General features: G+C 47.9%; 22 protein-coding genes. 14 read left to right on the forward strand and 8 right to left on the reverse strand.

Going from position 1 to position 25701, the window contains the following annotated elements; translation table 11 throughout:
* Position 1 precedes the first annotated feature (1 nt).
* The 5 genes from FJ444_RS04080 to FJ444_RS04100 are packed head-to-tail and all read left to right on the forward strand — an operon-like array spanning position 2 to position 5077.
* Positions 2-1105, forward strand: a complete 1104-nt coding sequence (locus tag FJ444_RS04080) for a 4-oxalomesaconate tautomerase (RefSeq protein ID WP_255438980.1) — start codon at positions 2-4, stop codon at positions 1103-1105.
* 20 nt (positions 1106-1125) lie between these two features.
* A complete protein-coding gene (locus FJ444_RS04085) occupies positions 1126-2145 on the forward strand; it encodes an amidohydrolase family protein (RefSeq protein WP_140956652.1) in 1020 nt (339 codons plus the stop codon).
* Complete coding sequence (locus tag FJ444_RS04090; protein WP_140956653.1) at positions 2142-3035, forward strand: amidohydrolase family protein; 894 nt, start codon at positions 2142-2144, stop codon at positions 3033-3035. Before FJ444_RS04085 ends, FJ444_RS04090 begins: the two co-directional genes overlap by 4 nt.
* A 50-nt stretch (positions 3036-3085) precedes the next feature.
* The gene (locus FJ444_RS04095) at positions 3086-4027 is read left to right on the forward strand and encodes a Gfo/Idh/MocA family oxidoreductase (RefSeq protein ID WP_140956654.1); all 942 of its coding nucleotides are present in this window, start codon (positions 3086-3088) and stop codon (positions 4025-4027) included.
* Between the two features lie 60 nt (positions 4028-4087).
* Entirely contained in the window at positions 4088-5077 is a 990-nt protein-coding gene (locus tag FJ444_RS04100) for an aldo/keto reductase (protein WP_255438982.1), read from the forward strand.
* 51 nt (positions 5078-5128) lie between these two features.
* Here FJ444_RS04100 and FJ444_RS04105 read toward each other — a convergent pair whose 3' ends face one another.
* Together FJ444_RS04105 and FJ444_RS04110 are read right to left on the reverse strand one after the other, a co-directional pair.
* The gene (locus tag FJ444_RS04105) at positions 5129-6388 is read right to left on the reverse strand and encodes a gallate dioxygenase (RefSeq protein WP_140956655.1); all 1260 of its coding nucleotides are present in this window, start codon (positions 6386-6388) and stop codon (positions 5129-5131) included.
* A 114-nt stretch (positions 6389-6502) separates the two neighbouring features.
* Positions 6503-8941: a TonB-dependent receptor gene (locus FJ444_RS04110; protein WP_140956656.1), complete on the reverse strand. Its 2439-nt coding sequence runs from the start codon at positions 8939-8941 to the stop codon at positions 6503-6505.
* Positions 8942-9137: 196 nt separating this feature from the next.
* Here FJ444_RS04110 and FJ444_RS04115 point away from each other — a divergent pair, with 196 nt between their 5' ends.
* Both FJ444_RS04115 and FJ444_RS04120 read left to right on the forward strand, forming a co-directional pair.
* On the forward strand, positions 9138-10334 hold the full coding sequence (locus FJ444_RS04115; protein WP_181405055.1) for a LysR family transcriptional regulator: 1197 nt from the start codon (positions 9138-9140) through the stop codon (positions 10332-10334).
* A gap of 213 nt (positions 10335-10547) precedes the next feature.
* A complete protein-coding gene (locus tag FJ444_RS04120; RefSeq protein ID WP_140956658.1) occupies positions 10548-11861 on the forward strand; it encodes an MFS transporter in 1314 nt (437 codons plus the stop codon).
* A gap of 77 nt (positions 11862-11938) precedes the next feature.
* Here FJ444_RS04120 and FJ444_RS04125 read toward each other — a convergent pair whose 3' ends face one another.
* The 6 genes from FJ444_RS04125 to dld form a co-directional block, all read right to left on the reverse strand.
* Positions 11939-12934, reverse strand: coding sequence for a 2Fe-2S iron-sulfur cluster-binding protein (locus FJ444_RS04125; RefSeq protein WP_140956659.1), 996 nt, complete (start codon positions 12932-12934; stop codon positions 11939-11941).
* Positions 12927-13604, reverse strand: coding sequence for a PepSY domain-containing protein (locus FJ444_RS04130; protein ID WP_181405056.1), 678 nt, complete (start codon positions 13602-13604; stop codon positions 12927-12929). Before FJ444_RS04130 ends, FJ444_RS04125 begins: the two co-directional genes overlap by 8 nt.
* A gap of 67 nt (positions 13605-13671) precedes the next feature.
* Positions 13672-14214 carry a response regulator transcription factor gene (locus FJ444_RS04135; protein ID WP_140956661.1) on the reverse strand — a complete coding sequence of 181 codons (543 nt, stop codon included), beginning with the start codon at positions 14212-14214 and terminating at the stop codon, positions 13672-13674.
* The gene (locus FJ444_RS04140; RefSeq protein WP_140956662.1) at positions 14211-15269 is read right to left on the reverse strand and encodes a HAMP domain-containing histidine kinase; all 1059 of its coding nucleotides are present in this window, start codon (positions 15267-15269) and stop codon (positions 14211-14213) included. Before FJ444_RS04140 ends, FJ444_RS04135 begins: the two co-directional genes overlap by 4 nt.
* Before the next feature lie 91 nt (positions 15270-15360).
* Positions 15361-17619: a TonB-dependent siderophore receptor gene (locus tag FJ444_RS04145; RefSeq protein ID WP_181405057.1), complete on the reverse strand. Its 2259-nt coding sequence runs from the start codon at positions 17617-17619 to the stop codon at positions 15361-15363.
* A 181-nt stretch (positions 17620-17800) separates the two neighbouring features.
* The gene (gene dld, locus FJ444_RS04150; RefSeq protein WP_140956664.1) at positions 17801-19501 is read right to left on the reverse strand and encodes a D-lactate dehydrogenase; all 1701 of its coding nucleotides are present in this window, start codon (positions 19499-19501) and stop codon (positions 17801-17803) included.
* Positions 19502-19760: 259 nt separating this feature from the next.
* Between dld and FJ444_RS04155 the strand changes: the two genes are divergently transcribed.
* The 7 genes from FJ444_RS04155 to FJ444_RS04180 all read left to right on the forward strand — a co-directional run bounded on the left by FJ444_RS04155 (position 19761) and on the right by FJ444_RS04180 (position 25580).
* Positions 19761-20357: a hypothetical protein gene (locus FJ444_RS04155; protein ID WP_140956665.1), complete on the forward strand. Its 597-nt coding sequence runs from the start codon at positions 19761-19763 to the stop codon at positions 20355-20357.
* Positions 20358-20543: 186 nt separating this feature from the next.
* Positions 20544-21113, forward strand: coding sequence for a BON domain-containing protein (locus FJ444_RS04160; RefSeq protein WP_140956666.1), 570 nt, complete (start codon positions 20544-20546; stop codon positions 21111-21113).
* Positions 21114-21184: 71 nt separating this feature from the next.
* Positions 21185-21340: a hypothetical protein gene (locus tag FJ444_RS21335; protein ID WP_181405058.1), complete on the forward strand. Its 156-nt coding sequence runs from the start codon at positions 21185-21187 to the stop codon at positions 21338-21340.
* Positions 21341-21455: 115 nt separating this feature from the next.
* Complete coding sequence (locus FJ444_RS04165) at positions 21456-21824, forward strand: hypothetical protein (RefSeq protein WP_140956667.1); 369 nt, start codon at positions 21456-21458, stop codon at positions 21822-21824.
* Entirely contained in the window at positions 21814-22710 is an 897-nt protein-coding gene (locus FJ444_RS04170; RefSeq protein WP_140956668.1) for a VacJ family lipoprotein, read from the forward strand. The genes FJ444_RS04165 and FJ444_RS04170 overlap by 11 nt, the downstream gene beginning before the upstream one ends.
* Positions 22700-25147 (forward strand): RND family transporter, encoded by a 2448-nt coding sequence (locus FJ444_RS04175; protein WP_140956669.1) that lies wholly within the window; start codon positions 22700-22702, stop codon positions 25145-25147. The genes FJ444_RS04170 and FJ444_RS04175 overlap by 11 nt, the downstream gene beginning before the upstream one ends.
* Positions 25137-25580, forward strand: a complete 444-nt coding sequence (locus tag FJ444_RS04180; protein ID WP_140956670.1) for a hypothetical protein — start codon at positions 25137-25139, stop codon at positions 25578-25580. The genes FJ444_RS04175 and FJ444_RS04180 overlap by 11 nt, the downstream gene beginning before the upstream one ends.
* The last annotated feature ends 121 nt before the right edge of the window (positions 25581-25701 follow it).

Genomic DNA, 25701 nt, shown 5'->3' on the forward strand with positions numbered 1-25701 from the left:
CGTGAAAGCGATTCCTGCCTATGTAATGCGCGGTGGCACATCCAAAGGCCTGTATTTTAAGGCCAGTGATTTACCGTCGGATACGGCCCAGCGCGATGCTATTTTGCTGGCCGTAATGGGTTCGCCGGACGAACGCCAGATTGATGGCATGGGCGGTGCACACCCGTTAACCAGTAAAGTGGCGGTGGTCAGCCCGTCAACAAGAGAAGATGCCGACGTCGACTACTTGTTTTTGCAGGTTGTGGTAGACGAAGCGCGGGTGAGTGACGCACAAAACTGCGGAAATATTCTGGCCGGTGTGGGTCCATACGCTATTGAGCAGGGTATGGTGAGCGCGCAGTCAGATGTTACCGATGTGCGCATTCACATGGTTAACACCGGAGCACTGGCTGTTGCCCGTATCCAAACGCCCAATGGCGAAGTTCAGTACGAAGGCGATGCTGCGATTGATGGCGTGCCTGGAACAGCTGCGCCAGTGATGATTGATTTTCTGGACGTAGCGGGTTCGTCGTGTGGCGCGCTATTTCCCACTGGTAACGCCATTGACGAAATCAACGGTGTTTCAGTGACCTGTGTCGACAATGGCATGCCAGTGGTGTTACTACATGCTTCGGCAGTGGGCGCTACCGGGCAGGAAAGTCCGGCAGAGCTGGAAGCCAAGGCCGACGTGAAAGCCAAAATAGAAGCCATTCGTCTACAAGCAGGCAAACTGATGAATCTTGGCGATGTGACCAACAAAACCGTGCCTAAAATGAGCCTGTTATCAGCACCGGTACATGGTGGGGTAGTGAATACCCACACGTTTATTCCGCACCGGGTACATGATGCTATCGGCGTGTTGGGTTCGGTTAGCGTAGCTACTGCCTGTGTACTGGCTGGCACGGTAGCGAGCGATTATGTAAACAAAGCGGCCGATAACAGTTCACAAAGTCAAATACTCACAATTGAACATCCTACCGGCGCATTTACGGTAGAAATGGATATCAGTGGCGCAAATGCGTTAAATACATTCAGTGTAAAACGCGCAGCCTTGCTGCGTACCGCCCGATTATTAATGCGTGGAGAAGTGCTGGTACCGAGTCAGTGCCAGCCAGTAGCAGAATAACAACGATTGAGGACATCAGCATGATCATTGATTGTCATGGACACTACACTACTGCACCAGAGCCGTTGCAGTTGTTCAGAAAAGCGCAGATTAAGGCATTCGAATCGGGGCAGGCATTGCCAGAAGTTCCCTTTATCAGCGACGATGAAATTCGTGAAAGTATCGAAAAAAACCAGTTGAAACTGCTATTAGAACGCGGTTCAGACATGACCATTTTTTCACCCCGCGCGTCAGCAATGGCCCATCATGTGGGCGATGAGGCGGTATCCAAACAGTGGACAAGCGCCTGTAATGACCTGATCAAGCGCGTTGTGGATTTGTACCCTCAACACTTTATTGGTGTGTGTCAGCTGCCGCAGTCGCCCGGTGTACCAATTAAAAATTCGGTAGAAGAATTGGAGCGTTGTGTTACTGAACTTGGCTTTGTGGGCTGTAACCTTAACCCGGATCCGTCGGGCGGCCACTGGACGTCTAAACCACTAACCGATAAAAGCTGGTATCCCTTCTACGAGAAAATGGTAGAACTGGATGTCCCTGCGATGGTTCACGTATCAGGTTCATGCAACGAAAACTTCCATGCTACCGGCGCGCACTACATGAATGCTGACACCACGGCTTTCATGCAATTCCTGGAAGGCAATTTATTTAAGGACTTCCCTGACCTGCGCTTTATTATTCCCCACGGCGGTGGTGCGGTTCCGTATCATTGGGGGCGCTATCGCGGCTTGGCCGATATGATGAATCAGCCGCCGCTGGCTGAGCACGTAATGAAAAACGTGTATTTTGACACCTGTGTGTATCATCAGCCGGGTATCGATTTGTTGTTTGAAGTAATCGATATCAAAAATATTTTGTTTGGATCTGAAATGATTGGTGCGGTACGCGGGATTGATCCTGAAACCGGTCACTATTTTGACGACACCAAGCGTTACGTGGATGCATTGAATTTGTCTGATGCAGACCGCACCGCGATATACTCTGGCAATGCTCGTCGCGTTTATCCGCGACTGGATGTCAAATTGAAGGAGATGGGCCTGTGAGTCAGTTTACCCCCGATGCCGATTGGTTGCACTGGCATCAATCCCCGTCGGTGCCTGGTTACCAGGCGCCAGCAGGTGCTGTAGATGCCCATTGCCACGTGTTTGGGCCAGGCGATGCGTTTCCGTTCGCACCTGAACGCAAATACACTCCCTGTGGTGCTTCTAAAGATCAACTGTGGGCGCTTCGCGATCACCTGGGCTTTTCCCGCAATGTGATTGTGCAGGCTACCTGCCACGGTGCTGATAACCGCGCATTGGTTGACGCACTGAACCACAGTAACGGTCTTGCACGCGGTGTAGCGACGGTTAAAGCCAGTGTTACCGACGAAGAACTGAATGCATTGCATGCTGCGGGTGTTCGCGGCGTTCGCTTTAACTTTGTAAAGCGTTTGGTTGATGCCTTACCGTTTGACGATTTAACGCTTATCGCTAATCGTATTAAGCGCCTTGGCTGGCACATTGTGATTTACTTCGAAGCCGCAGAACTACCAGACCTATATGATTTTTTCACCAGCCTGCCCACTACGGTAGTGGTAGATCACATGGGGCGACCAGACGTGACTCAGCCGGTGGATGGCGAGCAATTTGGTTTGTTTCTTAAATTGCTGGAAGAAAATCCGAATTTCTGGTCGAAAGTGAGTTGCCCGGAACGTCTTTCAGTAAGTGGCCCAACTGGCGGTTACCTTGATGTTGTGCCATTTGCCCGCACCGTTGTGGAACGTTTCCCTGACCGTGTATTGTGGGGCACCGACTGGCCGCACCCGAATATGAAAAGCCACATGCCTGATGACGGCAAACTGGTAGACATGATCCCTTTAATTGCCCCTACAGAAGCGCTGCAGCAGAAACTGCTGATTGACAATCCTATGCGCTTGTACTGGGCGGATTAAGCAGCGGCATTGCCGCTCACGTAACCTGAATAAAACGCGGAGTAACGAATATGAAAATTATTGTAGTGGGCCCGGGTGCCTTTGGCATAAAACACCTGGACGGCTTGCAGAATATCGATGGCGCAGAAGTAGTTGGCCTGGTGGGCCGTTCACTGGAGAAAACCCAGGGCGTAGCAAACCAGTACGGAATCCCTAATGTGTATACCAGCCTTGAAGATGCGCTGGAAAGTGATGCGGATGCCGTGATCCTGTGTACGCCTACCCAACAACACGCATCACAGGCTATTCAGTGTATGAAAGCCGGCAAACACGTGCAGGTAGAAATCCCACTGGCAGACAGCTGGGCCGATTCCGAAGCGGTAGTGAAAACTCAGCAGGAAACCGGCAAAGTATGCATGGTAGGTCATACCCGTCGTTTCAACCCTTCACACCAATGGGTGCATAACAAAATTACTGCTGGCGAGCTGAACATTCAGCAAATGGATGTTCAAACCTATTTCTTCCGCCGCAAGAACATCAATGCCAAAGGCGAGCCGCGTTCGTGGACCGATCACCTGCTGTGGCACCATGCTGCGCATACGGTGGATTTGTTTGCGTATCAGGCTGGATCGCCAGTAGTGAAAGCCAATGCAATTCAGGGTCCAATCCATCCTGAACTGGGTATAGCCATGGACATGTCTATTCAGTTACAAGCTGAAAATGGCGCAATTTGTACCTTGTCTTTGTCGTTTAACAACGATGGACCATTGGGGACTTTCTTTCGTTATATCTGTGATAATGGCACCTATATTGCCCGTTACGACGACCTGGTTGATGGAAAAGAAAACCCAATCGATGTGTCTGAAGTGGATGTGTCGATGAACGGCATAGAACTGCAGGATCGCGAGTTTGTTGCTGCAATTCAGGAAGGCCGCGAGCCAAACTCAAGCGTAGGACAGGTGCTAAACTGTTATCGCGTGCTGCACGAACTTGAGCAGCAATTATCGGCATAATTGACTACGCTTACCGTTAACGGCTTGCCTGGTGCAAGCCGTTTTGCTTTGAGGAGTACCATGATGAATAAACGGAAACTGGCCGGTAAATGGGTAGGAGAAATTGGTTTTGGCTGTATGAATGTCAGTCATGCTTATAGCGGAAAACTACCCGAAAGTGATGCTATAAGTCTGATCCAAAGCGCTTACGAGGCTGGCATGGATCACTTTGACACCGCCGCTTTATATGGCTTTGGGGCGAACGAGGTGGTGGTAGGCAAGGCGATTAAGGGCTTTCGTAATGAGATCTTGTTAGCCAGCAAGTGCGGTATGACCGGGGTAAATGGCAAGCGCGTTATCAACGGGCACCCTAAAGCACTGCATGCAACACTGGACACCGCCCTGAAAAGCCTGCAAACCGACTACATCGACTTGTATTACCTGCACCGTATCGACCCGGATGTACCAGTAGAAGAAAGTGTGGGCGCATTGGGGGAGGCGGTAAAAGCCGGTAAAATTGGTGCAATTGGCTTATCGGAAGTCTCTGCACAAACCCTGTTGCGCGCGCATCAGGAACACCCGGTCGCTGCGCTGCAAACCGAATATTCCCTGTGGACGCGCAATGCTGAAATTGCTGTACTGGAGGCCTGTAAATCGCTGAACATCGCGTTCGTGGGATTCAGCCCATTAGCCAGGGGCTTTCTGAGCAATACCTTTACTGATATCAGTACACTCGAAGCTGGCGATATTCGCTGTGGCATGCCGCGTTTTCAGGGCGAAAACTGGCAGGCTAACCGAAAATTGTACGCTGAATTTGCCCGTCTGGCAGAACAGGTTGGCTGTACTCCCGCGCAGCTTGCGATTAAGTGGGTATTGGCCCAGGGCGATTTTATTCATGCACTGCCAGGCACGCGTATTGAAGCGCATATGATCGAAAATATCGCGGCAAGCACATTGAAGGTGTCTGCCGAGGTATTACGCTCTGCCGGTGAGCTGATTAATCAGCAAACAGTAAAAGGGCCCAGGTACCCGGCCGCGGCACAAGGCGATATTGATACTGAAGAGTTTTAATTTGCGAAAGCACAATACAGGCCTCAATCAGCGAGGCCTGGTTTTTTCATGTCAGTTTTTGTCTTTACCCGCCACTGAATAGGTTATTGCTGCGTTTCGTGATTGCTGGAATTCCTCTACAGTTTTACCGCTCATCTGGGCATAAATATCGATGTTTGTCATGCCTAGCACGGCGGCCATTTTCTCCAGGCTGAAGAAAATCACGCCGTAGTGAATTAGCCCTATCCAGTCCCGCGCTTTGACCAGTGAAATTTCCTGTGCCGATAGCCCATATTCGCTAAACAATGTATCGGGCGACGCTACAAACTGTTTGCGATGCGCTGGCTCAGTGAGTTTGTGCAGGAAATGGTTAAGCCGCCAAGCGCTGTGTGCACGCTCCAGCGTGAAAGGGTGGGTACCCGGGATGTGTTCAATACCCGAAAGTTGTTCTCCCATTTTTTGCTGGTGGGCGACTATTTCATTGGCAGGGCTGTTGCCCTTATCTTTATAAATGACCGTGGCGATATTGGTCATTGACGGCAGATAAGTGGCGCGGTGTAAACAATCGACTTGCCCGGAAAGCGCGCCACGCATGATCAACCACATGATCACTTCGGCTCCCTCCAGACCGCCCAAGCGGGCATAGTCTGCGTGGGTCATGGCAGCCAGTTGCGCAGGATCGCTTTCGAGCAAGTCGAGAAACTGTTCATCCCAATCGGGATTGTTAAAACCACAGCGTTCACCGTGTACCTGATGAGACAAGCCTCCCGTAGCGACAATGGCTACATTAATGTCTTCAGGGTAACTTTCGATTGCGCGACGCAATGCCTGACCCAGCTTAAAACAGCGCGCTGCTGTAGGGATTGGGAATTGCAACACGCCAATCTGTAGCGGAATAATGTGTTTGTCCCATCGGGTGCCTCGGTCTGTCATCATCGACAAGGGAGAAAACAAACCGTGATCAATGGGCTTTTTCTGGAAAAACGATAAATCAAATTCGTCGGCAAACAACGATTGCCCTATGTGCCTGGCAAGGGCAGGGTGACCGGAAACAGGCGGGTAGTCGCGCGCTCCACCACCTTCATCTGCAGGGCTGAATGTGTCGTCTACGCCAAGTACAAAGGGCGAATAGTGGTCAAAGAAAAAAGACGTAATATGATCGTTATAGATAAATACCAGCGCATCGGGTTGCTCCTGGGCCAGGTAACTACCGACCTTGTCGAACTGTTCAAATACTGGTTTCCAGGCTGGCTGTTCACGCAGCGCTCTGTCCTGGGCAAAGCCGATGGTAGGCGTATGGGAAACGCCGATGCCACCAATGATGTTAGCCATATCATCCTCTGTAAAACATATTAAATGCCCCGCAGGGCATTTGACATTGAATGCAAAAAGCAGGAATGCCCCCAGCGTGATAACACGCCCGTGCCCAGGGCATTCCTGTTGCCGTTAAAACTCGTAGGTAAAGTTGGCGAATATCACCCTGGGGCGCGCGTAAGCTGCTTCAGCGTAACCACTGCCTGAGCCCAGCGACGAGTTGCCAGATACTTTGTACACTTCGTCGGTAGCATTGTTAACGCCAACGGTGAGTTTCCACACTTCGTCAAACGGTTGTACGCTTACTGACATGTCTACGGTGGTGTAGCTATCCAACTGTGCAATTAACGCAGTATTGCTGGCATCAAAGTACACTTTGTCGCTAAACGACACGTCGATGCGCGGCATCACTAAGTAGTTACTCAGTTCGGCGTAGTAACCTACACCCACGTTACCCTGGAATTCCGGTGCAAATGGCAGTTGATTGCCTTCTGCAACACCGGTGTTTACGGGACGACCCGGCACCACAATCTCAACTGCTTCGTCTACCGAAGAATCCAGGTAACCGAATCCGCCTTCTATTACCCAGTCATCGTGCGGAACCCAGGTAAACTCCAGTTCAGCACCATCTATCGACGCTTTACCTGCGTTAAAGAACCACGGCGCAATAAACACGCGATAGGTAAATTGCAAGTCGGTATAGTCAGAACTGAATATGGCACCGTTTAAGCGGAAGTTATCGGTAATATCCGATTTAAAGCCCAGCTCAATGGTCTGCACTTCTTCCTGATTAAACTTATGCCCGGCTTCCAGGTCTGATTCCGTTAACGCAAAGTTAAAGGTAGAGTTCCAGCCACCGCCTTTAAAGCCCTCAGCGTAACTACCATAAACCATGGTGTCGCTCGACATCTGGTAGCTTAAGTTAAATGACATGGTAGTAGCTGAAAAATCCGCTTCGTATAACATTACTTCCAGATATTTGGCATCCGGATCGGCGTAGTCGAACTGGTCCGGAATTGATCCTTTGGTTTCTTCTGTACGGCGAATACCCACTGCTGCACTTAACTGATCAGTAATGTCGTAAGTTACTTGTGTATAGTATGCAAACGATTCGTTTTGGGTAATGTTATTGTCGCTGTCAAGGTGGCAGCCATCTGTGCCTTCACCGCAACTGTAGCCAGTAGGTTTATCGCCTACCTGAACGGTAAGAATGTCGGTGACTTCTTCTTCGTAGTAGTAAATACCAGCAACTGCAGTCAGGTTGTCGGTTACATAATTAAACTGGAATTCCTGGCTAAACTGGTCGCCGGATGAATCAAAGTCAGTATGTAAGATGGTAAACGGAGTATTATCAGCGTCACGACGACCTACCCATTCCAGGTTGCGGTATGACGTGATCGATTTTACCGTAAATTCTTCGGTAAACACGTACTCCAGGTTCAATGAAGCGCCCCAGTTGGTCATTGAGCTACCCATTTCAGCCGTACCGTTGTTGGCAAACGGGCCTGCATCCCACTGATTGTTGACACAACGTGAATCGGTATTTTCGCCGGTGTAGCCACGTGGGCCGCCGCCAGAAGTTAGTAAGCCAGATACGTCAAGTGCAGAGCCTGCTGCTGTTGTTACAGGGCGTCCTGGTGGTCCTGGGTAAGCAACCCACGCATCGGGACAACCGGCTATCACACTTTGACTGGCGCCAAACCAGCCTGCGTCCTGCGCGGTATTGGTTACGTCGTCATTGTTGTTATATCCGGCAAATACCAAAGCAGAACCGTTTTCATCGGCGTTGGTGTAGTCGTAAAGGAATTTGGCAGTAAATTTATCGCTTGGATCGTAATAGATTTTGGCCGAAAACGTGGTGTTGTTGGTGTCGCCTAAATCCAGCCCGTCGTATAGCCGTTTTACGTAACCGTCTTGTTTCTTTGTACCGGCAGTAAAACGAGTCAGCAGGCTGTCTGAAATGGGAATATCAATAGCCCCAAAGGCTTCAATCAGTGAGTCTTCTCCAATGCCGAAGCGCACTTTACCGCCCAATTCGTCGCCCGGTGCCTGGGTATTAATTAATACCGCACCACCAATGGTGTTACGGCCAAACAGCGTTCCTTGTGGTCCGCGCAATACCTGCACACTTTCAATATCGCGCAATTCCATGTTACCGCCAACCGACTGACCAATGTAAACATCGTCGATATACAAGCCTACACCCGGGTCGGTGTTCGCTCGCGGACTGATTTGACCTACACCACGCACAAAAATAACCGATGAGTTATTGTTGCCTGCCAGTGGTGCATTATTAGTAAATTGCAAGTTAGGGGTGATTTTGCCAATATCATCAGAACCGGTGATCTGACGACGTTCCAGTGCGTCACCGTTGAACGAGGTTACTGAAACCGGCACTTCCTGCAGGTTTTCGGTAACTTTTCGTGCGGTAACGGTAATTTTGTCAAGTGCCTGACTCGCTCCGATTTTTGCGCCTTCCTCAGGTTGTTCCTGAGCAATCACAACGCCCGACTGCAAAGCCAATCCGGTTGCAATAGCAACCGCGATACGTGACATGTTAATTGTTTTCATCTCTGTGCCCTCATCGATTAAAACTATTGTAATTATGTTGTTAACATTATGTGTCGGACTGAATATCTAATAGTGGCACTGATATCACCAATTGAAAATTGACTTTTAATATAAGAAATTGCTAATTTCAGCTTTATGGATGGATGGTATTGGTAAAACAGATATGTTGGAAAAGAAGGTTACAAGCAGTTTGAATTTGTTTCATTTACGGGTGTTTTTAACGGTTTATGATATTCGATCTATTTCAAAAACTGCTGAGCTGTTAGGGCGCTCGCAGCCCGCAATCAGCCAGGCTATTAACAGTTTGGAGCACACCTTTGACGCGAAGTTTTTTCATCGTTCAACCAAGGGGATTACGGCTACTGACGAAGCCACCACTTTATGTCGACGGGTAAAGCGGGCACTTAACTCGCTGGACAGCTTTTTTGATTTAATGCTAAAGAATTTTGGTCAGGTACCCAAAAATGTGTCCCGGCATATCACGATGACTCAGCTAAACGCATTAAAGGCGGTTGCTGAAGCGGGTAGCTTCAGTGCCGGTGCGGCGATTTCTAATAAAGCCAATCCAACCATTCATCGTGCGGCACGGGATTTGGAACAAACCGTAAACGTAAATTTATTCGAGCGCACCAGTTTTGGAATTAAGCCTACCAAGGTGGCTATTCAACTGGCGCAGGTAGCGGGCGTGATGGAGCGTGAAATTGAGCTGGCCTTTGCAGAAATTGCCAAAATGTCACATATGGAAAAGGGTAACACGGCAATTGGCGCTATGCCCATGGCCAGGAGCTATATTATCCCCAAGGCGGCAACCGACTTTAAATTGCAGTACCCAGGCCATAAAATATCCATTGTAGAAGGGTCATATGAGTACCTGTTACACGATTTGATGCGGGGCAAACTCGATATTCTGGTGGGGGCTTCCCGCTTGCTCCCTGAAGGCATTGAAATTAAAGAAGAGCCTATTTTAACCGAATCCATAGTGTTACTGATGTCACGCCATCATCCTTTGGCCAGAGAGAATAATCTGGCGGTGGAAACGTTATTAACTTACCCCTGGATTTTACCGCGTACGTCTTCCCCTCTGCGTAAAACCTACGAAGCCTTGTTCAGGGAACACAAGGTCTTGCCGCCAGAAAATGTGATTGAGTGTAATTCGTTGTCTGCATCCAGGGTAATTCTGGAAAACAGCCCGTCATTGATGTTGCTGTCGGAGGCGCAAGCGCGTCATGAATTAATGAGTGAAACCATGGTGAGTAAGCAAATTAATGGTTTTAATGCGCAGCGAACTATCGTTTTGCAATATCGGGAAGACAGTATTTTAACCCAGACGCAACTTGCCTTACTCAATCACATAAAGCACATTGCACAAAGCGAGTCTAGCGTGATTGAATAGCGGTTTTATCACCTTTTTTATCTGTTTTGATAAAAGAAATTGCTTAATGTTGATGGTTTCTTGACTCGGTTAATTAGCATTTTCTTATGACTGAATCGCTATTTTTAATTGGTATCTCAGGGGTTGGTGTTACATAGTATTAACAAGTGCAGAGGTGCCTGGAAACTCTGTGTATCAATTATTTAACAATGCCCCTGGCACGAGGAAGTTTGTATGAGTACCAGCATTGTCGAATCAGTCCGTCGTCAAATCGATCAGGCGCCTGTTTCTGCTACCCAATACGTTGTGTTCGCCATTGCATTTATGCTGAATGTGGTAGATGGCTTTGACGTGGTTGCCATGTCAGTAGCCATGCCGTCACTTACCGCAGATTGGGGCATTACTGCCACTGACAAAGGCTATATTTTAAGCGCTGCGCTCATTGGGATGACACTAGGGGCCATGTTCCTCGCCCCCTTTGCTGATAAGATTGGCCGGCGAAACATTTTGTTGATTGCTACTGTAATGATTGGTCTGTCGATGGTAGTAACAGGGTTTATTCCACAATCGGTTGAATGGATGATTGTCATCCGCGCCATATCTGGCTTGGGTATAGGTATTATTTTTGCAAATTCGGCCACTATTGGGGCTGAATTTGCGCCGGAAAAAATGCGTAATCTGGTGGTAACCATTATTGTGATGGGCTATGCCACCGGTGCAACTATTGTAGGCCCCATTGCAAACACCATCATAGAGTCATCTGGTTGGGAAATGGTGTTTGTGTATGGTGGCCTGTTTACGTTATTGATGACCGCTGTGCTGTATTTTTATTTGCCAGAGTCAATTGAGTTTATTGCCACCCAGGACGGTGATCAGAACGACAAGCTGCACAAAATCAATCGTATCTTAAGCAGCATGGGCTGTGCTGCTATTCGCGAATTACCGCAGCATACCGCTGAAAAGCAGCGCATTTCAGTTACCAATTTGTTCCGTCACGATTTGGGTAAGCAAACTGTGGGTGTGTGGCTGATTTACTTTATGGGATTTATGTCCTTGTATTTTCTGATGTCGTGGATCCCGACCTTATTTGTAAATAGTGGCTATGAACGTTCAGAAGGTATAGCGGCGCTCACTTTGTATAATCTGGGGGCAGTCGCTGGCATTATTCTTATTGGACTCATTGCCACCAAAATCAAGCTGGCTAAACCCATAGCGATTTACTTTGTTGGCTCAGCTATCTTTTTAGCTGTGGTGGCCTATTGGCAACCTACGTCGGTGTTGTGGTTAAACATCTTGATCTTTATTATTGGCTTTTTGCTGCAAGGTGCGTTTACCGCGATGTATGCTATGGCGGCTCGTGTTTATCCAACGAATGTGCGTGCGACCGGGATTGGCTGGGCCGCCGGGTTGGGGCGCATTGGCGCAATATTGTCGCCAATTCTTGCCGGTTATTTAGTAGCGGCGCACTGGGGAATGTATGACTTGTTTATGCTATTTGCACTACCGCTGCTATTTGCAGGAATCATTGTGTTTTGGTTTAAGCACTAAGATATTGCGGGTTAAGCGCTAATCAGTTTCATATTAAGAAAAACCGCACTGCATGCAGTGCGGTTTTTTGTTTGATGCTATTTGAGCGTGACCACTTTGCATTCACTACAAAGATGCTGACAACTGAGCCGATTACCGCTAGCCAATGCGTCCTCACTGAGGTGGTGCTGGTCAACCTCGTTGATGGCAACGCTGGTGTCGGTTTGCACTACGCACTGTCCACATGTACCGCCGCCGCCACATTCTGTGGGGACGTGAATACCCGCACTCGCCAACGCGAAAAACAGCGGCTGATTGGCGCGCAACGATAATAGTGTTGTTTCCCCCGCCTGAATAACCTGCACGTCAATGTGCGTATTGGCGCGTGCGGTTCGCATTGGTAAACGTCGGTAGGCGAGTAAGAGGCCACTTACTGCCAGCATTAATGTAGCGATGGCAAACGCTACAATTAGCGGATGATTAAATCCACCGCTGTTGGTGTAATCCATAAAGTGCAGCGTGAGCATTAAATCTTTCAAACGGGAATGATCGTTACTGTGGGCAATCACTCTGCCGGTATCGGCATCCAAATACACATCGGTATGTACTTCGTCATTAAAAGACACTTTCCACAATGGATTTTGCTGTCGGCCATCGAAATCAAAAGGCGGGAGTATGAGTTCAGGGACCGATGCCTCACCAGGCCCGGTATAGGAACGAACGGCTATGCGCTGAATATCGTTTGGCTGTATATACCAGGGTAAGCCGGTTACCGCGTGATACAGGGCATGTTGCTGGGTAACGTAATCGTGCAAAGGCAGCTCTGTTTTTATCTGATAAAGCGGGATGCCCGATATCCAGATCAATTCTGCTGATAGTATAGGTTCAGCAATCGGGAGTGTTGCCAAAGACGTGAAGGTACTGCTTGGTGTATTGTCGCGGTGCGAAACCGGTGTTCGGTACTGATTGCCCGATGCCGCTTCACTGTCCATTTGGTTGAAGTAGATCCCGGTGCCTGTCCAAATCAGGCATTGAAGCCCAACAAGTAACGACAACCACTTATGCCACCCTGAAATTACAATCCGTTTATTCATGAGCAACGCCTTCTGCAGTGTTAACACCAGAAGGGCGCACTGGGATAAACCTGGAAATTAGGAGCACCACACCACTGATGATTGCAATAACAGCAAGGATGGCGAGTACCGTCAGCAAGGGATTAGCGACATTCTCGCCATCGTCATAATCCATAATGTGAAAACGCCACATCCAGTCGAATGCGCGCCAGAAGTGGTGCCGCCTGGTAACTATCTGGCCGGTGGATTGCTGGATGTAGAACGTGGTGGCAGCCAGATCGTCAAACGTGACCTGCCAGACCGGTAACCATCGCGGGCTTAATTCAGCAGGCATGGCCTGGGGTAAATCAATGAGTTTGGTTAGCCTGATATTGGCAGGCTCTGCCACCGATGCCAAAGCGATGTGACTGGCATCGGATTGTGTTATCAGGCTTAGTTCATTGCCATTTTGCGCACTAACCACTATCGATTGTTTGCTATTAGTTACTGAAAATTGATAGGCAAGGGTATCCAAACGTTTATACAGCACGATATCGGTTGCGGTGGGAAATCGCGCCAGTAACTCGCTGATAGGGTAGGTGGCATCACCGATATTAAATGTAGCGTGTTTATCATCTGTTAGCGTTTCGCCATGGATGAAATGGATATCCATGCTCACCATATACAGGCCAGTAGCAGCCCAGATGAACATTTGTATGCCGATGCATCGCATTAGCCACTTGTGTAGGGTTCTTATTGTTAGTGAAGTCATGACTCTTTTATTGTTTGAGGGGCGAATATTTTTGTAATTTACGTTGCAGACTGCGCCGGTGCATTCCCAATGCTTCTGCCGCTCTTGTAATATTACCCTGATGGTCAGTAAGTACCCGTTGAATGTGCTCCCATTCCAATTGCGCGGCGGTAAGTGGTGCCGGGACAATCGAGCTGGTGTTATCGCCAGTGACTAATCCCAGTTTTTCCAGCAGTGCTTTAAAAGCAATTGGCTTGGCAACGTAGTCTGTTGCGCCACGTTTAATGGCTGTAACGGTGGTGGCTATGCTGGCATAACCGGTCATGATTATCAGGTGTTGAGGAGTAAAATGTGTCTGAAGTGGCGCTACAAAATCCAAACCGGTTTCGTCTTCCATCATCATATCCAGCAAAATACCGAAAACCGGCGACGCAGGAGTAAATTTTAGTGCCTCCGATGCGCGCTTGAAACACATCAATTGCAAATCAGTGACCTGTTCAAATCGTCGTTTTAAAATTCGCGTGTAGTTTTCGTCATCATCAATAATTAGCAGCAATATTGGTGTAGTCATGTCGTCACCGGAAGCGTTATTGTGGTGTGTACGCGTGCTTGTTCATATTGCCAGTGCACTGTGCCGCGAAACTTTTCTACAGTTGCATTGGATAAGACTGCTCCAACACCTGAACCATTCTCACTGCTTACTATTTTTGCACCTAAATTGCTGTGTAAGGGATTGTCATTATCGCTGGGATTGTCGATGCTGAGTTGCCACGATTCACCTTGAAGATCTGATTGAATATTGACCGTGTTATTGTGATGCAGGTTTGCCGCATCACAGGCATTAATGATAATACTGGCGATTGCTGGCACCAGTGTGCGATCGGCGGTGATATAAACCTGTTCATAGGCGTTTTCGGGCGACGGCCAGTTGACCTCAGTTTCTGGCCGGCTAAGGCGCACAATATGCCGCGCGCTATTCAATATTGACTGCACGCTGAAATCACTGACCTTTGCCGCTCTGACTTCGTTTGCAACGTCACGCCAGTTACTAAGCAGAGCTTGCAGAATATCAAATTGCATTTGCAGTTCACTTAAATCCGGTGAACCGGGCGAGTCCTGCAATTCTTCCAGTAATAGCTGCATACTTTGCACCGGCGTTGCTGCGTCATGGGTAAGCTGAGCGGCCGCGGTGCCAATTGCCAACAATTGTTCGTCTCGCAACTGTCTTTCACGCAGTTGCTGGATTGCAGCTTGTTTTACTTTTAGCTGATATTTAAAAAAGTGAACAACAGCAGCAATCATGCAACTGGTAACAATAAAGCTTCCAATCATACCCTGAGCGTGACTCTGCATCATGGCGCCATGGTGGTCGCTGATTGGTGCCATAAGCTGCATGGCCTGGGCAACGACACTAATTGCTAATACAACCAGGCCAGGTAACACAGGTAACCAGACCAATCCGAGAATCAACGGAACCAATAAGACACTGGCAAATGGGTTACTTGCGGCCCCATTGAGTGCTATCGAGGTATTCACCACGATGATCTCAAACAACACCAGTGTTATCACAAGCCCCGAAGGTGCACGTTGTTTACCGAATAGTGCCAGGTACAGCAATAAAAGCATGGTGTAATGGGCTACCTTGAACTTACTCTGAAAGCACTTAGCTTATCATTAACACTCTGATATGGAACCTGTAATACCAGTCTTCTGCGTATTAGAAGTAAAGTGTACCGCTAATAAAGGCACTTCTGCCCATACCCGGTACTCCGATACCAAATGGAATACCATTCATAGACATGGTCATACCTTGCCCGGTATAAGTGCCTGCTGTAGGGTCAAAATAGAATTTATCGAGCAGGTTTTCTACTCCTAAATCTACGCGAAACTGCTCCGAGACATAGCCTGTTTGTAATCCCAATAATCCGTACCCTGCGGTTTCTATTTCGTTTCTAACCTCTGAAATGTTCGTCTTAGCGGCGGCAAACTCCCAAGTTATTTGTGTTTGCCAGGGGCCCGACACATGGTTGATGGCAAGATTGCCGTGTAAGGGCAGAGTCTGATAGAGGCCGCTGTCTGTTTCGGTATTTTTTGCCCGTGTTATGCTGACGATACCCTCTACAACAAAACTACCCCAATTGGCTGTGTTGAACTGATATTGGGCATTCGCGTCTACACCGAATAATCTGGCTGCCTGGTTGTTGTAAGTAAGCACATTAAACTGCCCCGAATTCCACATGGTAGTTGCTGCTACTGCGTCAATATAGTCATCAACATAGGTAAAATAAGGTGACAATGAGTATTGAGCGCCACTGTTTTGAGGTTGCCACAATAGACTGGCTGAGATTGAGTAGGCCGTTTCCGCATTCAGATCTGTGTTACCAACATAGCCGTTGCCATCGCCAACCGTATTGTTCATTGATGCGGCCATCATCCAGCTCGACCAGGTGTATTTTTCATAAAGATTTGGTGACCGAACTTTGCGCGATAAGCCTACTTCGGTAGAAACTTCACTACTGACTTTAATATTCAAGGCTGCGGTTATATCGAGATTGAACTGATTGTCATCCCGATTTCCCATATTAAACATCTGGGCTTGCAGGTATTGCATGCCTGGCGCAGTTTCGACGGTTTCGTATCCCTGAACTTCGCCGCTGCTCAAGGCAATATTTTCCGCGCGGGCACCGTAGTTTGCTGTTACGGTTGGTGTTATTTTCTGCTCTCGTTCTACATACATGAACAGGCGGTTGCGGCGTCCATTATCGATATTTTCGAACGTGCCAGGCCCCATACCACCGCCCGATGCCGTCCAATAATCATCAAGAGTATACAATTGTATGCCAGCACCAAAACGCAGGGTGTCAGTGTGGCTTTTTATCCATTCAATGTCGGTTGTTGCTGCACGCAATACAGATTCACTGTACATAGGCATACCTGCAGCACAGGTTCCCTCAGGATCCCCGGTAAAGCGAACAGGAGAGCAGGGCATACCCATTGCAGCAAGTGAGCCATACCAAAACTGCTTGTCGTCGCCAAAGTTCATGTAATGGTCAACGTCTTCCTGATAGATCCGCGTTATCACTTTGCCCCAGGTAGTTTGTCGCCGCCACGCGGCGTTGATACTTAGCTGTTCATTGTCTAGTAAATCCATACGCTGGTTGGGGTAAAGCTGATAAGGCATGTTTTGATGATTAATTTGTAAGTCCAGCTCATCTGCCTGATGCTGATAGCGTAAAGCCAGGCTATGGTTTTGGGTTTTGTAGGCAGTAGAGCCAACTTCATCCAACCTGAGTGAGTGCTCTGGTCGGCCTGTGGCTGTAGCGTTTTTAAAAGCAGCACTGGCACGGTAATTATCAGCCTTACTGGCGTTGCCACTATAACGAATACCCCATGTCTCACCAGCGATATTCAGATTTGCCTGTATACCCTGTGCCTGGTTATTACTGCGCCAGTAACCACCAATGTCTCCGCTTACGGTAGTATTTTCACCCGGCGCAACAAGTTCTGGTCGTTTTCTGGTTGTGCTGATTGTGCCGCCAATACTGTCTCCACCCTGACTTACCGGCGTAACGGTGGTAAATACCGATATATCGGCCAGAGAGGATGGCGACAGGTAGGAGAGCGGTGGGTTCATGTGATTCGGGCATGAGGATATTAAATCCATGCCATCGGTTTGGATGCGCAGTCGATCATCGGCTAATCCTCTAATGGCGGGTAATCCAGATAGTCCGCCAGCAGCGTTGATGTGAATGCCGGGTAAAGTGCTAAGTAACTGAGCACTGTCAGTAACTGCGCCAAGCGCATTCCTGATATCTTCTTCGTTTAAGCCACGGGTATGTTGATGTAAGCCATTTTGATGTCCATTAATCCTGATATGTTCAATCTCGTTATTGACTGGTGTATTGGCAAAAGCAGAGTTAACGGTAAGTGATAACGTACTTGTGATAAATATTGGCAATATGGTCCGGTTGCGCACAGTGTTCTCCATAAGGATTAACAATAAGCAGGTAACCAGATTTTTTCTTTGGTTTATTCCAAATTTATAGGAAATTTATGTGGTTACCTGATTTTTCTCTATGCGTATTGTAATCTTCGTAACAAAACTACGCGTGCGGCAAATTGTCGCACTTCGCTAGTGAGTCTTTATTGAGAGGAGCTCAACAGCACCCGCATTGTCGCTTGTGCTTATCGAGTTTGCCTACGCCTGGATTGAAGGTATTGGTGGGATCCAATTCCCGGTAAAAGGCCGCCAGGCCATCCTCTGCTTTGTAAAGATGCCCCACATTGTGTTCTGCCGGGTATTTAGCCTCTCTGCTGTCGAGCAATGTTAACATGGCGGCTTTCACTGCTTTGGCATCAGCGCCTTTTTTCAGAACGTAATCCTGATGAAACACATGGCAGAAGAAATGGCCGTAATACAGGGCTTTGTCGATCTGCTGGCTAATCGAATCAGGCAGTGATTCAACCCACTGTATGTCGTTGCGTTTGAGCGCAATATCCAACGCCACTATATCACCTACATGCTGCTGATTGAGTAGCTGATATCGAATCGCCGCGCCTGCCGCCGCAAAGCGGTTCAGGTAAGCACTGGCTGCTTCTTCGGCGGTACAGGAAAAATAATCGCCTCGTTGGTGATTTTGCGCAAAAAACTCAGCTAGGTATGCATCGGCTTCAGCGATGCCATTGTCGGTCATTTTTAAAATAAGATGATGTTCATACAGGTCGCGATAGGCGTTGAGTCGCTCGGGCAAGTGAGCCGGAAAACAACGGGCAATGCCTTGCATTACCCGGTCGGATAAATATTTCGGAAGCCAGCTTTGCTTGTTCAGCAAGGCATCGATTCTACCTTTTAAGGCGAAGAGTTTGGGCAGGCGTTGTGTGCCCAGGTGCTTTACGCTTAAAAAGGTATCTTTGCCATAGTCCCGGGCAATGTCGAAAATGTCCCGGTGCATGTATTCACCTACTTCGGGCAAGTGTTTGAATGTGCTGAGTATGTGTCGGCGCAACGCAGTGAGCACATCCGGGTTGTTGGTGCCAATGTAATAGGTTTTTTCCTGCTTGGCGATGGCAAAGGTGTCCAGCCTCACCGCAAAAACCGCCAGTTTACCCGCACAGCCACTGGCTTCGAAAAGTCGACTGGTGTCGGCATTAAAACGGCTGGGCGTGTTTGCATCTACATCGCGCAGCCGCGCTTCGTAATCAGACGCACTCGCTTTACGCGCAGTGGGCGTTATGTTTTTATCAAACTGACCATATTGCAGGTTGTGTAATATTTCCCGAGGTGACTCGCCAAGGGGGATATCCAGGTGGTTAACTAATTCCAGCTTACCTTCTTTTGTTACGCGGGCGAATAGGGCTAGTTCTGTGTAGGCCGGGCCACGTTTAACTAACGCGCCACCGGAATTATTGGCGACGCCGCCCACTACAGAGGCCCCCAGGCACGATGAGCCAATGACCGAATGCGGTGCGCGTCCGAGCGGTTTTAACGATGATTCCAACTGATGCAGTGTGGTACCTGGAAAACTCAGTATTTGCTCTCCATTGCCCAGTAATACCAACTCGTTCATCGCCAGTGTATTGATAATCACAATGTCGCGGTCGTAATCCTGCCCACTTGGAGTTGAACCCTCAGTAAGACCGGTTTTAGCGGCCTGCATAATGATAATGCAATTGTGTTCAACACAGATTTCCAGAATTTCCCATAGCTGTAATAAGGTTTGAGGAAATACCACTGCCAATGCCTCGCCCTTGCCTGAGCGCCACCCTGAGCGATAGTGTTCAGTACGTTTTGATTCAGTAAGGATATGTTCAACGCTTAACACAGACGCGAAGGATTTTATAACAGGGTGTGCAGACATGTTTGTCGTTCCTTGGGAATGTATGAACTTTCTGTATAGATTGGGCATCGAACGGAATAATGCCATAAAAGGCGTTCATTATAATCAAATTGGGGCGGATTAGCGTATAAGGTTCATCATTTGAAGCCTAACGTTGAACGCATGGCTAATGAACGTATATAGGCGGCTGTTTTTTTTAGAAAAAAGCCCACATTAAACCTTTTTGATAATACTGCAATTGGGTATTATGTGATTAGATGACAAATCAAAGTAGATAACAATGTTGAACGATGTGAAAACAAATTCGTTGGTGAGTTTATACCAACTTGAACCTCAGGAAATCAAACATGCGCAGGTGCTGTCTGGCGTATCGCCGTTTGTATTGCGCAGGGTGTTTGGTTTCTGGATGTTATTTGTTCTTGGCATTGCCGGTATCGTTTCGGTGGCCCCAGGATTATCTATGTTCTTTGTCAGCATGACATTTATTGTTTTGTTGTTGTTTACCTTTCTCATTTTTTACCAGAGCCGCATCTCCGAAGGGTGGCCCGCTATATTGTATTATCATGGCAGGATAGGTGTGGTGAAAGATCCGATCTCCAGGCAGTTTCTGTTTGTCGCGCCCGACATTGTAAAATCGGCTTCGCCAACGCTGCTTAAGCCTAACAAAAAAGCCGTGGCTATTGAACTGGATACCAGCGCGTTATCCGACAACGACAAATTCTTGCTTGAGCAAGCAATTTGGCCAAGTGAAAACAAATTAATAGCGCTGAGTTATTTTAAGAAGCGTGAAACAATTTGTGACGCTATTGCGCAGTTATTGCAGAAAAAGCGTACGTCAACCAATTTTACCGCTGCATCTGCCCGCGTTACATCGTAAACGTCTTAACCGATGGCATAATGCCGGTTTATACCATCGGTAACTTCTACAAACTGTCGAGAAATTGCTACAGATTTCTTCGTCTTTAGTCTAAGTTTATTTTACTTTGTTCATTTAAAACAAAGGGTTGAAATTCTGGCCCGAATCTCGCTGTAGAGTCTGTGAACTCTAAACAGGAGATATTCCATGAAACGTTCACTTTTATCATGTATCGCAGTTGGTGTATTCGCTACTACCGCTGCAACCTCTGTATATGCGTCTACCGAATGGGAAGATAAAGCGAAGGATGCCTGGATTGATGGCAAGGCAGAAGCATCTTTGTTGTTTAACACACACCTGAATTCTTTTGACATCAATACCGATGTAAAAGAGGGGGTTGTGATCCTGACAGGTAAAGTCGACAGTCGTATCGATAAAAAGCTGGCAGAAGAATTGGTAGCCGGAATTGAAGGCGTAACTAAGGTTGATAACCAGCTTTCAGTCGTCAGTCTCGACGATAGTGAGCATATGGCTGATAAAAAGCCGGTGTCACAAGAATTGAAAGACGCCAAAATTGCGACAGTGGTGAAGTCTAAATTGCTGATGGACAGTGATATTTCTGGCCTTGATATCGATGTAGACGTAGCCGATGGCCACGTGATGCTAAAGGGCACCGTTGAAAGTGAAAGTGCACGTGCGCTGGCAATTGAAATCGCAAAAAATACATCAGATGTTGAGTCGGTAGACGATGAGCTTACCGTTGATGAATCTGAATAATGATTAAGAGAAGCTACCCAAAGGTGGCTTCTCTTTTTTTACATAACGTTTATTAGCAGGAATTGAGTTACATGGACAAAGCCGAGACCAAATCACAGTTTCAAAACGGCGAGCGAGCATATTTTAATTGGTTTGCGCGATATGAAGAGTCAGCCAATCCTGTTGACTATCAGATCAGACTGAACGAGCCAGCAGAACCCGTTAACGCTGAAGACGCTACCCCATAAACTGAGCCCCGGCTGTTTAGGACAAACATTACGCTAATTCGGTATGCCGATTAGCCTGGAGCCGGAGAGCAGTGACATCCGGTGTGAAAGCAAAACCAACACAGTGGTGACGACAATGCATAACGTAACAAAATGGGCATTTGGATCTCTACTGGTTTGCAGCGGAGTATGGGCAACCAGTCAATCAACGCCTCTCACACAATGGGTACAGGATCAGGATAGCGCGCAATTTACAACTGAAGTGGCTGCGTCTCCACAATACAGTAACGCCATCGAATCACTTGAAGTCGCTATCGAGGATACCCGTTTTAATACTCAAAACCGGGTTCATTCGTTGCGATTAAAACGCATCATTTATTATTTAAGTGAAGCGCGGGAATTCGAACAGCGCAACTGGCAATTTAACCGCGATGATTCGCTTGAGCGAGCAAATGCAATACTGCGCCACCATCGCATGAAAACCGGACAAGGGCATGCATTATAAGGTATTGACGCTCGTGTTTTCGGGATGGATGCTTACGGCAGTTACCGGGTGTGCTCAGTTACCTGACAAGCAGGCAACTGAGCAGACCCTGACTTTCGACAAGCCAACCCAATCCATGTCGGCGCAAGAAGCGATGTCTAATGGTCAATCGATAAAAATTTCAACCTCCCAGGGGGAAATCAATGTTGAACCGGCTGTGGTGTCGATGGCACAAACGTCACTTAATAGTGGCGCAGCAACTGGCGGGGAAGACGATCCGTGGGAAGGATTTAACCGGGCAATGTTTTCCTTTAATCATGGTGCGTATAAATATGTGCTCACACCGGTTACAAAAGGGTATCGCACAGTGGTGCCTGATCCGGCCAGGCAATCAGTAGGCCGATTCTTTGACAATCTTCGCGAGCCGCTGAATTTACTCAACCATGTATTTGCCGGCGAAATTAACCATGCTGGTAGCAATCTGGGGCGCTTCCTTATCAATACTACCGTGGGGGTTCTGGGATTGTTTGATCCGGCAACTTCATTATTCGGGCTCGACAAACAGCCACAAACTATCGGTGACACACTGGCTGCCTGGGGCGTCGAACCCGGACCTTATCTGGTACTGCCAATACTGGGGCAAAGCGATGCCAGAAACGGCGTGTCGGTGCTAGCAGAAGGCTTTGTGCATCCGGTAAATCACGTTACCCATGCGCCGCACAATTATCAGCTGCGTGCGGTCGACGGTGTGGATGACTTTAGTCGCCTTTCTGACACTTATCACACGCTGTATAACGAAGCTGACGATCCGTATATTTTCTTCCGCAATCAATATTTACAGGCGCAAAAGCGGGATATGTGGTTTGGCAAGCAAACGTCTGACGAGCAGAGTGAAAATGAAAACTAATTTAGCGTCCCGCATTGCAGACACCATTATTCGGTACAGGTTGATGGTGGTACTGGTGTTCCTCGCCATTCTGGCTGTTGCGGCTACAGGCATCCCACGGTTTAAGATTGCGGCCTCGGCCGATACCCTGCTGGCCAAAGATAACCAGTTGTATATTCAGTCTCAGCTTGCTCAGCAAACCTTTAGTCCGGATGAATTTATACTGGTTGCCTATGAACCGACGCATCATGAGGTGTTCAGTGAACAAACCTTCGATGATCTTGAACGTTTGAGCGAGGCGTTTAAAGCAATTGAACGCGTTGAAGCGGTAACGTCAATTATCAACGTTCCGTTGGTGAACGATGCAGCGGATTTGACGGGCAATACCCAGGTTGATCAACTCACCTGGGAGTTTCAACGGTACACACCGGAAACCATGCGCTCGCTGGTGTCAGGACATCCCATTTTTACTGACTTACTCATTAACAGCCAGAATACGGCGACGGCTATTCAGATTGTTTTTAAAGACAATCCGGAGCTGGTAAAAATTGAACGCAAAATCACGGCACTTAAGGCCGAGTTCATGGGGAAAGATCTGCCGGACAGCGCTCAGGAGCAGCTTGACGCATTAGCGAAACAAGCCGATCCCATTCGGCTGGCGTTAACAGAAAAACGCAAGCAAGAAATCGCGCAAATAAATCACATCACATCCGCAGTAGCAGAGCGCGCAAATGTTTATTTGGGCGGGCCTTATGTAGTGGGTCAACACCTGATTGATATTATTACAAGCGATCTCGTTGTATTTGGCATTGCGATTGTGCTGGTGATTGCTTTATTACTGGCAGTCTTGTACCGACGGTTTCGATGGGTAATTTTTCCACTTAGCGCCTGTGTAGTAAGTGTGGGTATTACCTTAGGCGTGTTGGGGTGGCTTGACGTGCGGGCAACAGTAATTTCTGCCAACTTTGTGGCGTTGCAAATTATTTTAACCCTGGCCGTAATGATCCATATGATCAGCAGTTATCGCGCTATTGCCCGGGATAAGCCGCAGTCTCATCAGCACGAGCGGGTAAAAGCTATGCTGCATGCCAAGCTTGCACCGTGTTTTTTTGCTGCATTAACCACTTCTGTGGGCTTTGCTGCACTGTTGTTCAGTGGATTAGCACCAGTCATCTCTTTTGGCACTATGATGTTATTAGCTACCAGTATTTCGCTGCTGGTCAGTGTCATTGGATTTCCTGCCGGACTGGCTTGTCTCAAAGCAAACAGTGATGGTAAGGAGTGGGGCGTTTTCTCAACCTTACTCAATCGTGCTGCCGGTGTTTCTTTAAACAAGCCCGGCTGGGTATTGTTTGTGTCAGCTGGGTTATTGATTGTACTTTCCGTGGGTATCTTGCGCCTGAATGTAGAAAATTCATTTATTAATTACTTTGCAGACGACACTCGCGTTCACCAGGAACTGGCTTATATAGACAAAGAGTTTGGTGGCACAACGGCACTGGATATTATTATTGATATTCAGCAACCACCCAGCGACGCTTCATTGCTGCTAAGTGCAAACAGTGTGAATCAACTTCAGTTGGCACAGGCTGCTGTGAAAGCATTTGAAGCAACCGGCAGTGTGACTTCTCTGGTCAATTTTACTGAGCTTGCCAAACAGCTGAACAACAATAAGCCGCTAACTGAATACGAGCTGTCGGCAATTTACTACCTGCTCGACAAAAAGGTAGTCAATCAACTGGTGGGGGCGTACTTTTCGGAAGACGCACAGCAGCTTCGTATGGCAGTTAGAATTAAGGACACTACCGAAGGCCTTGATCGCGAGCAGTTCATGACGCAATTACGCCAGGATATGCAGGCCGTATCTTTGTCTGAACAACACTATCAGCTTACGGGGTTGTTTGTGTTGTATCAGGATATTCTGGCCAGGTTATTTGATTCGCAAATAACCACGCTGGGATTGGTTTACGTGGCGCTTGGTCTGGTGTTTCTGGTGATTTTCCGCTCCGTTAAATTCGCACTGATTGCACTGGTACCCAATGTATTAACCACACTGGCAATTCTGGGCATGATTGGATGGCTGGGCATCCCGCTGGATATCATGACAATCACCATTGCCGCAATCACCATGGGGATTGCAGTGGATGACACTCTTCACTTTGTTCACAGCTATCGGGCATCAGCAGCGCAAGGTACCGAAGCGGCTACTCGCAATGCATTTAGTGATAGCGGCATGGCTATTCTTATCACAACGTCGCTAATTGCGATCGGTTTTTCGTTATTCGCATGGTCAGATTTTTTGCCAAGTGTGTATTTTGGATTACTAACTGCAATCGCCATGTTATTGGCATTGTTGGCCGACATGACGTTGCTGCCCGCCTTGCTAAATTTGCTGCCTGGTAAACACAACCAGAATATTAACGCGAACGTTCAGGAGGGCGCACATCATGCAAAATAAATGGGTTAAAGAACTGTCGGCTACCTTTTTTGCGGGTCTGTTCATGTTAATTTCCGCCACCATGATTGGCCTGGCAGGCGTACATTTTATTGAGGGCTTTAACGCCGATATCGATTTTGTCTCGGCGGTGATTAAATCAATTAACGATCTGTTTATAGCACTGGCAACCTATGAACTGGCAATCGGCATCTACAAGGAATACCGATTTAGCGAAGAAGATGATTTGTTTGATGCCATTCGGCGCACGGTAACGCGTTTTGTGAGTGTGGTGATTATTGCATTAGTGCTGGAAGGATTGATTATGATTATTAAATACAGTCAGTTAGATTTGGCTGGTAATCTGTTCTATCCGGTCGCCGTGGTGGTGGCAGCCAGTTTACTGTTGATGGCATTGGGACTATTCCTGCGCTGGAGTCGGGTAAGCGGAGCGTAGCATTCGCAAGGTCTGTTGGGGTACACTGAGGCCAACATTTACCCCCATCAGGCTCAGTTTCATGATCCACCATTTTTCTTTTAAATACCGGCTTACAGGTATGCTGCTGCTTAGTTTAGTG

It is taken from the genome of Aestuariibacter sp. GS-14, assembly GCF_006494365.1.
Lineage (GTDB): Bacteria > Pseudomonadota > Gammaproteobacteria > Enterobacterales > Alteromonadaceae > Alteromonas > Alteromonas mangrovi.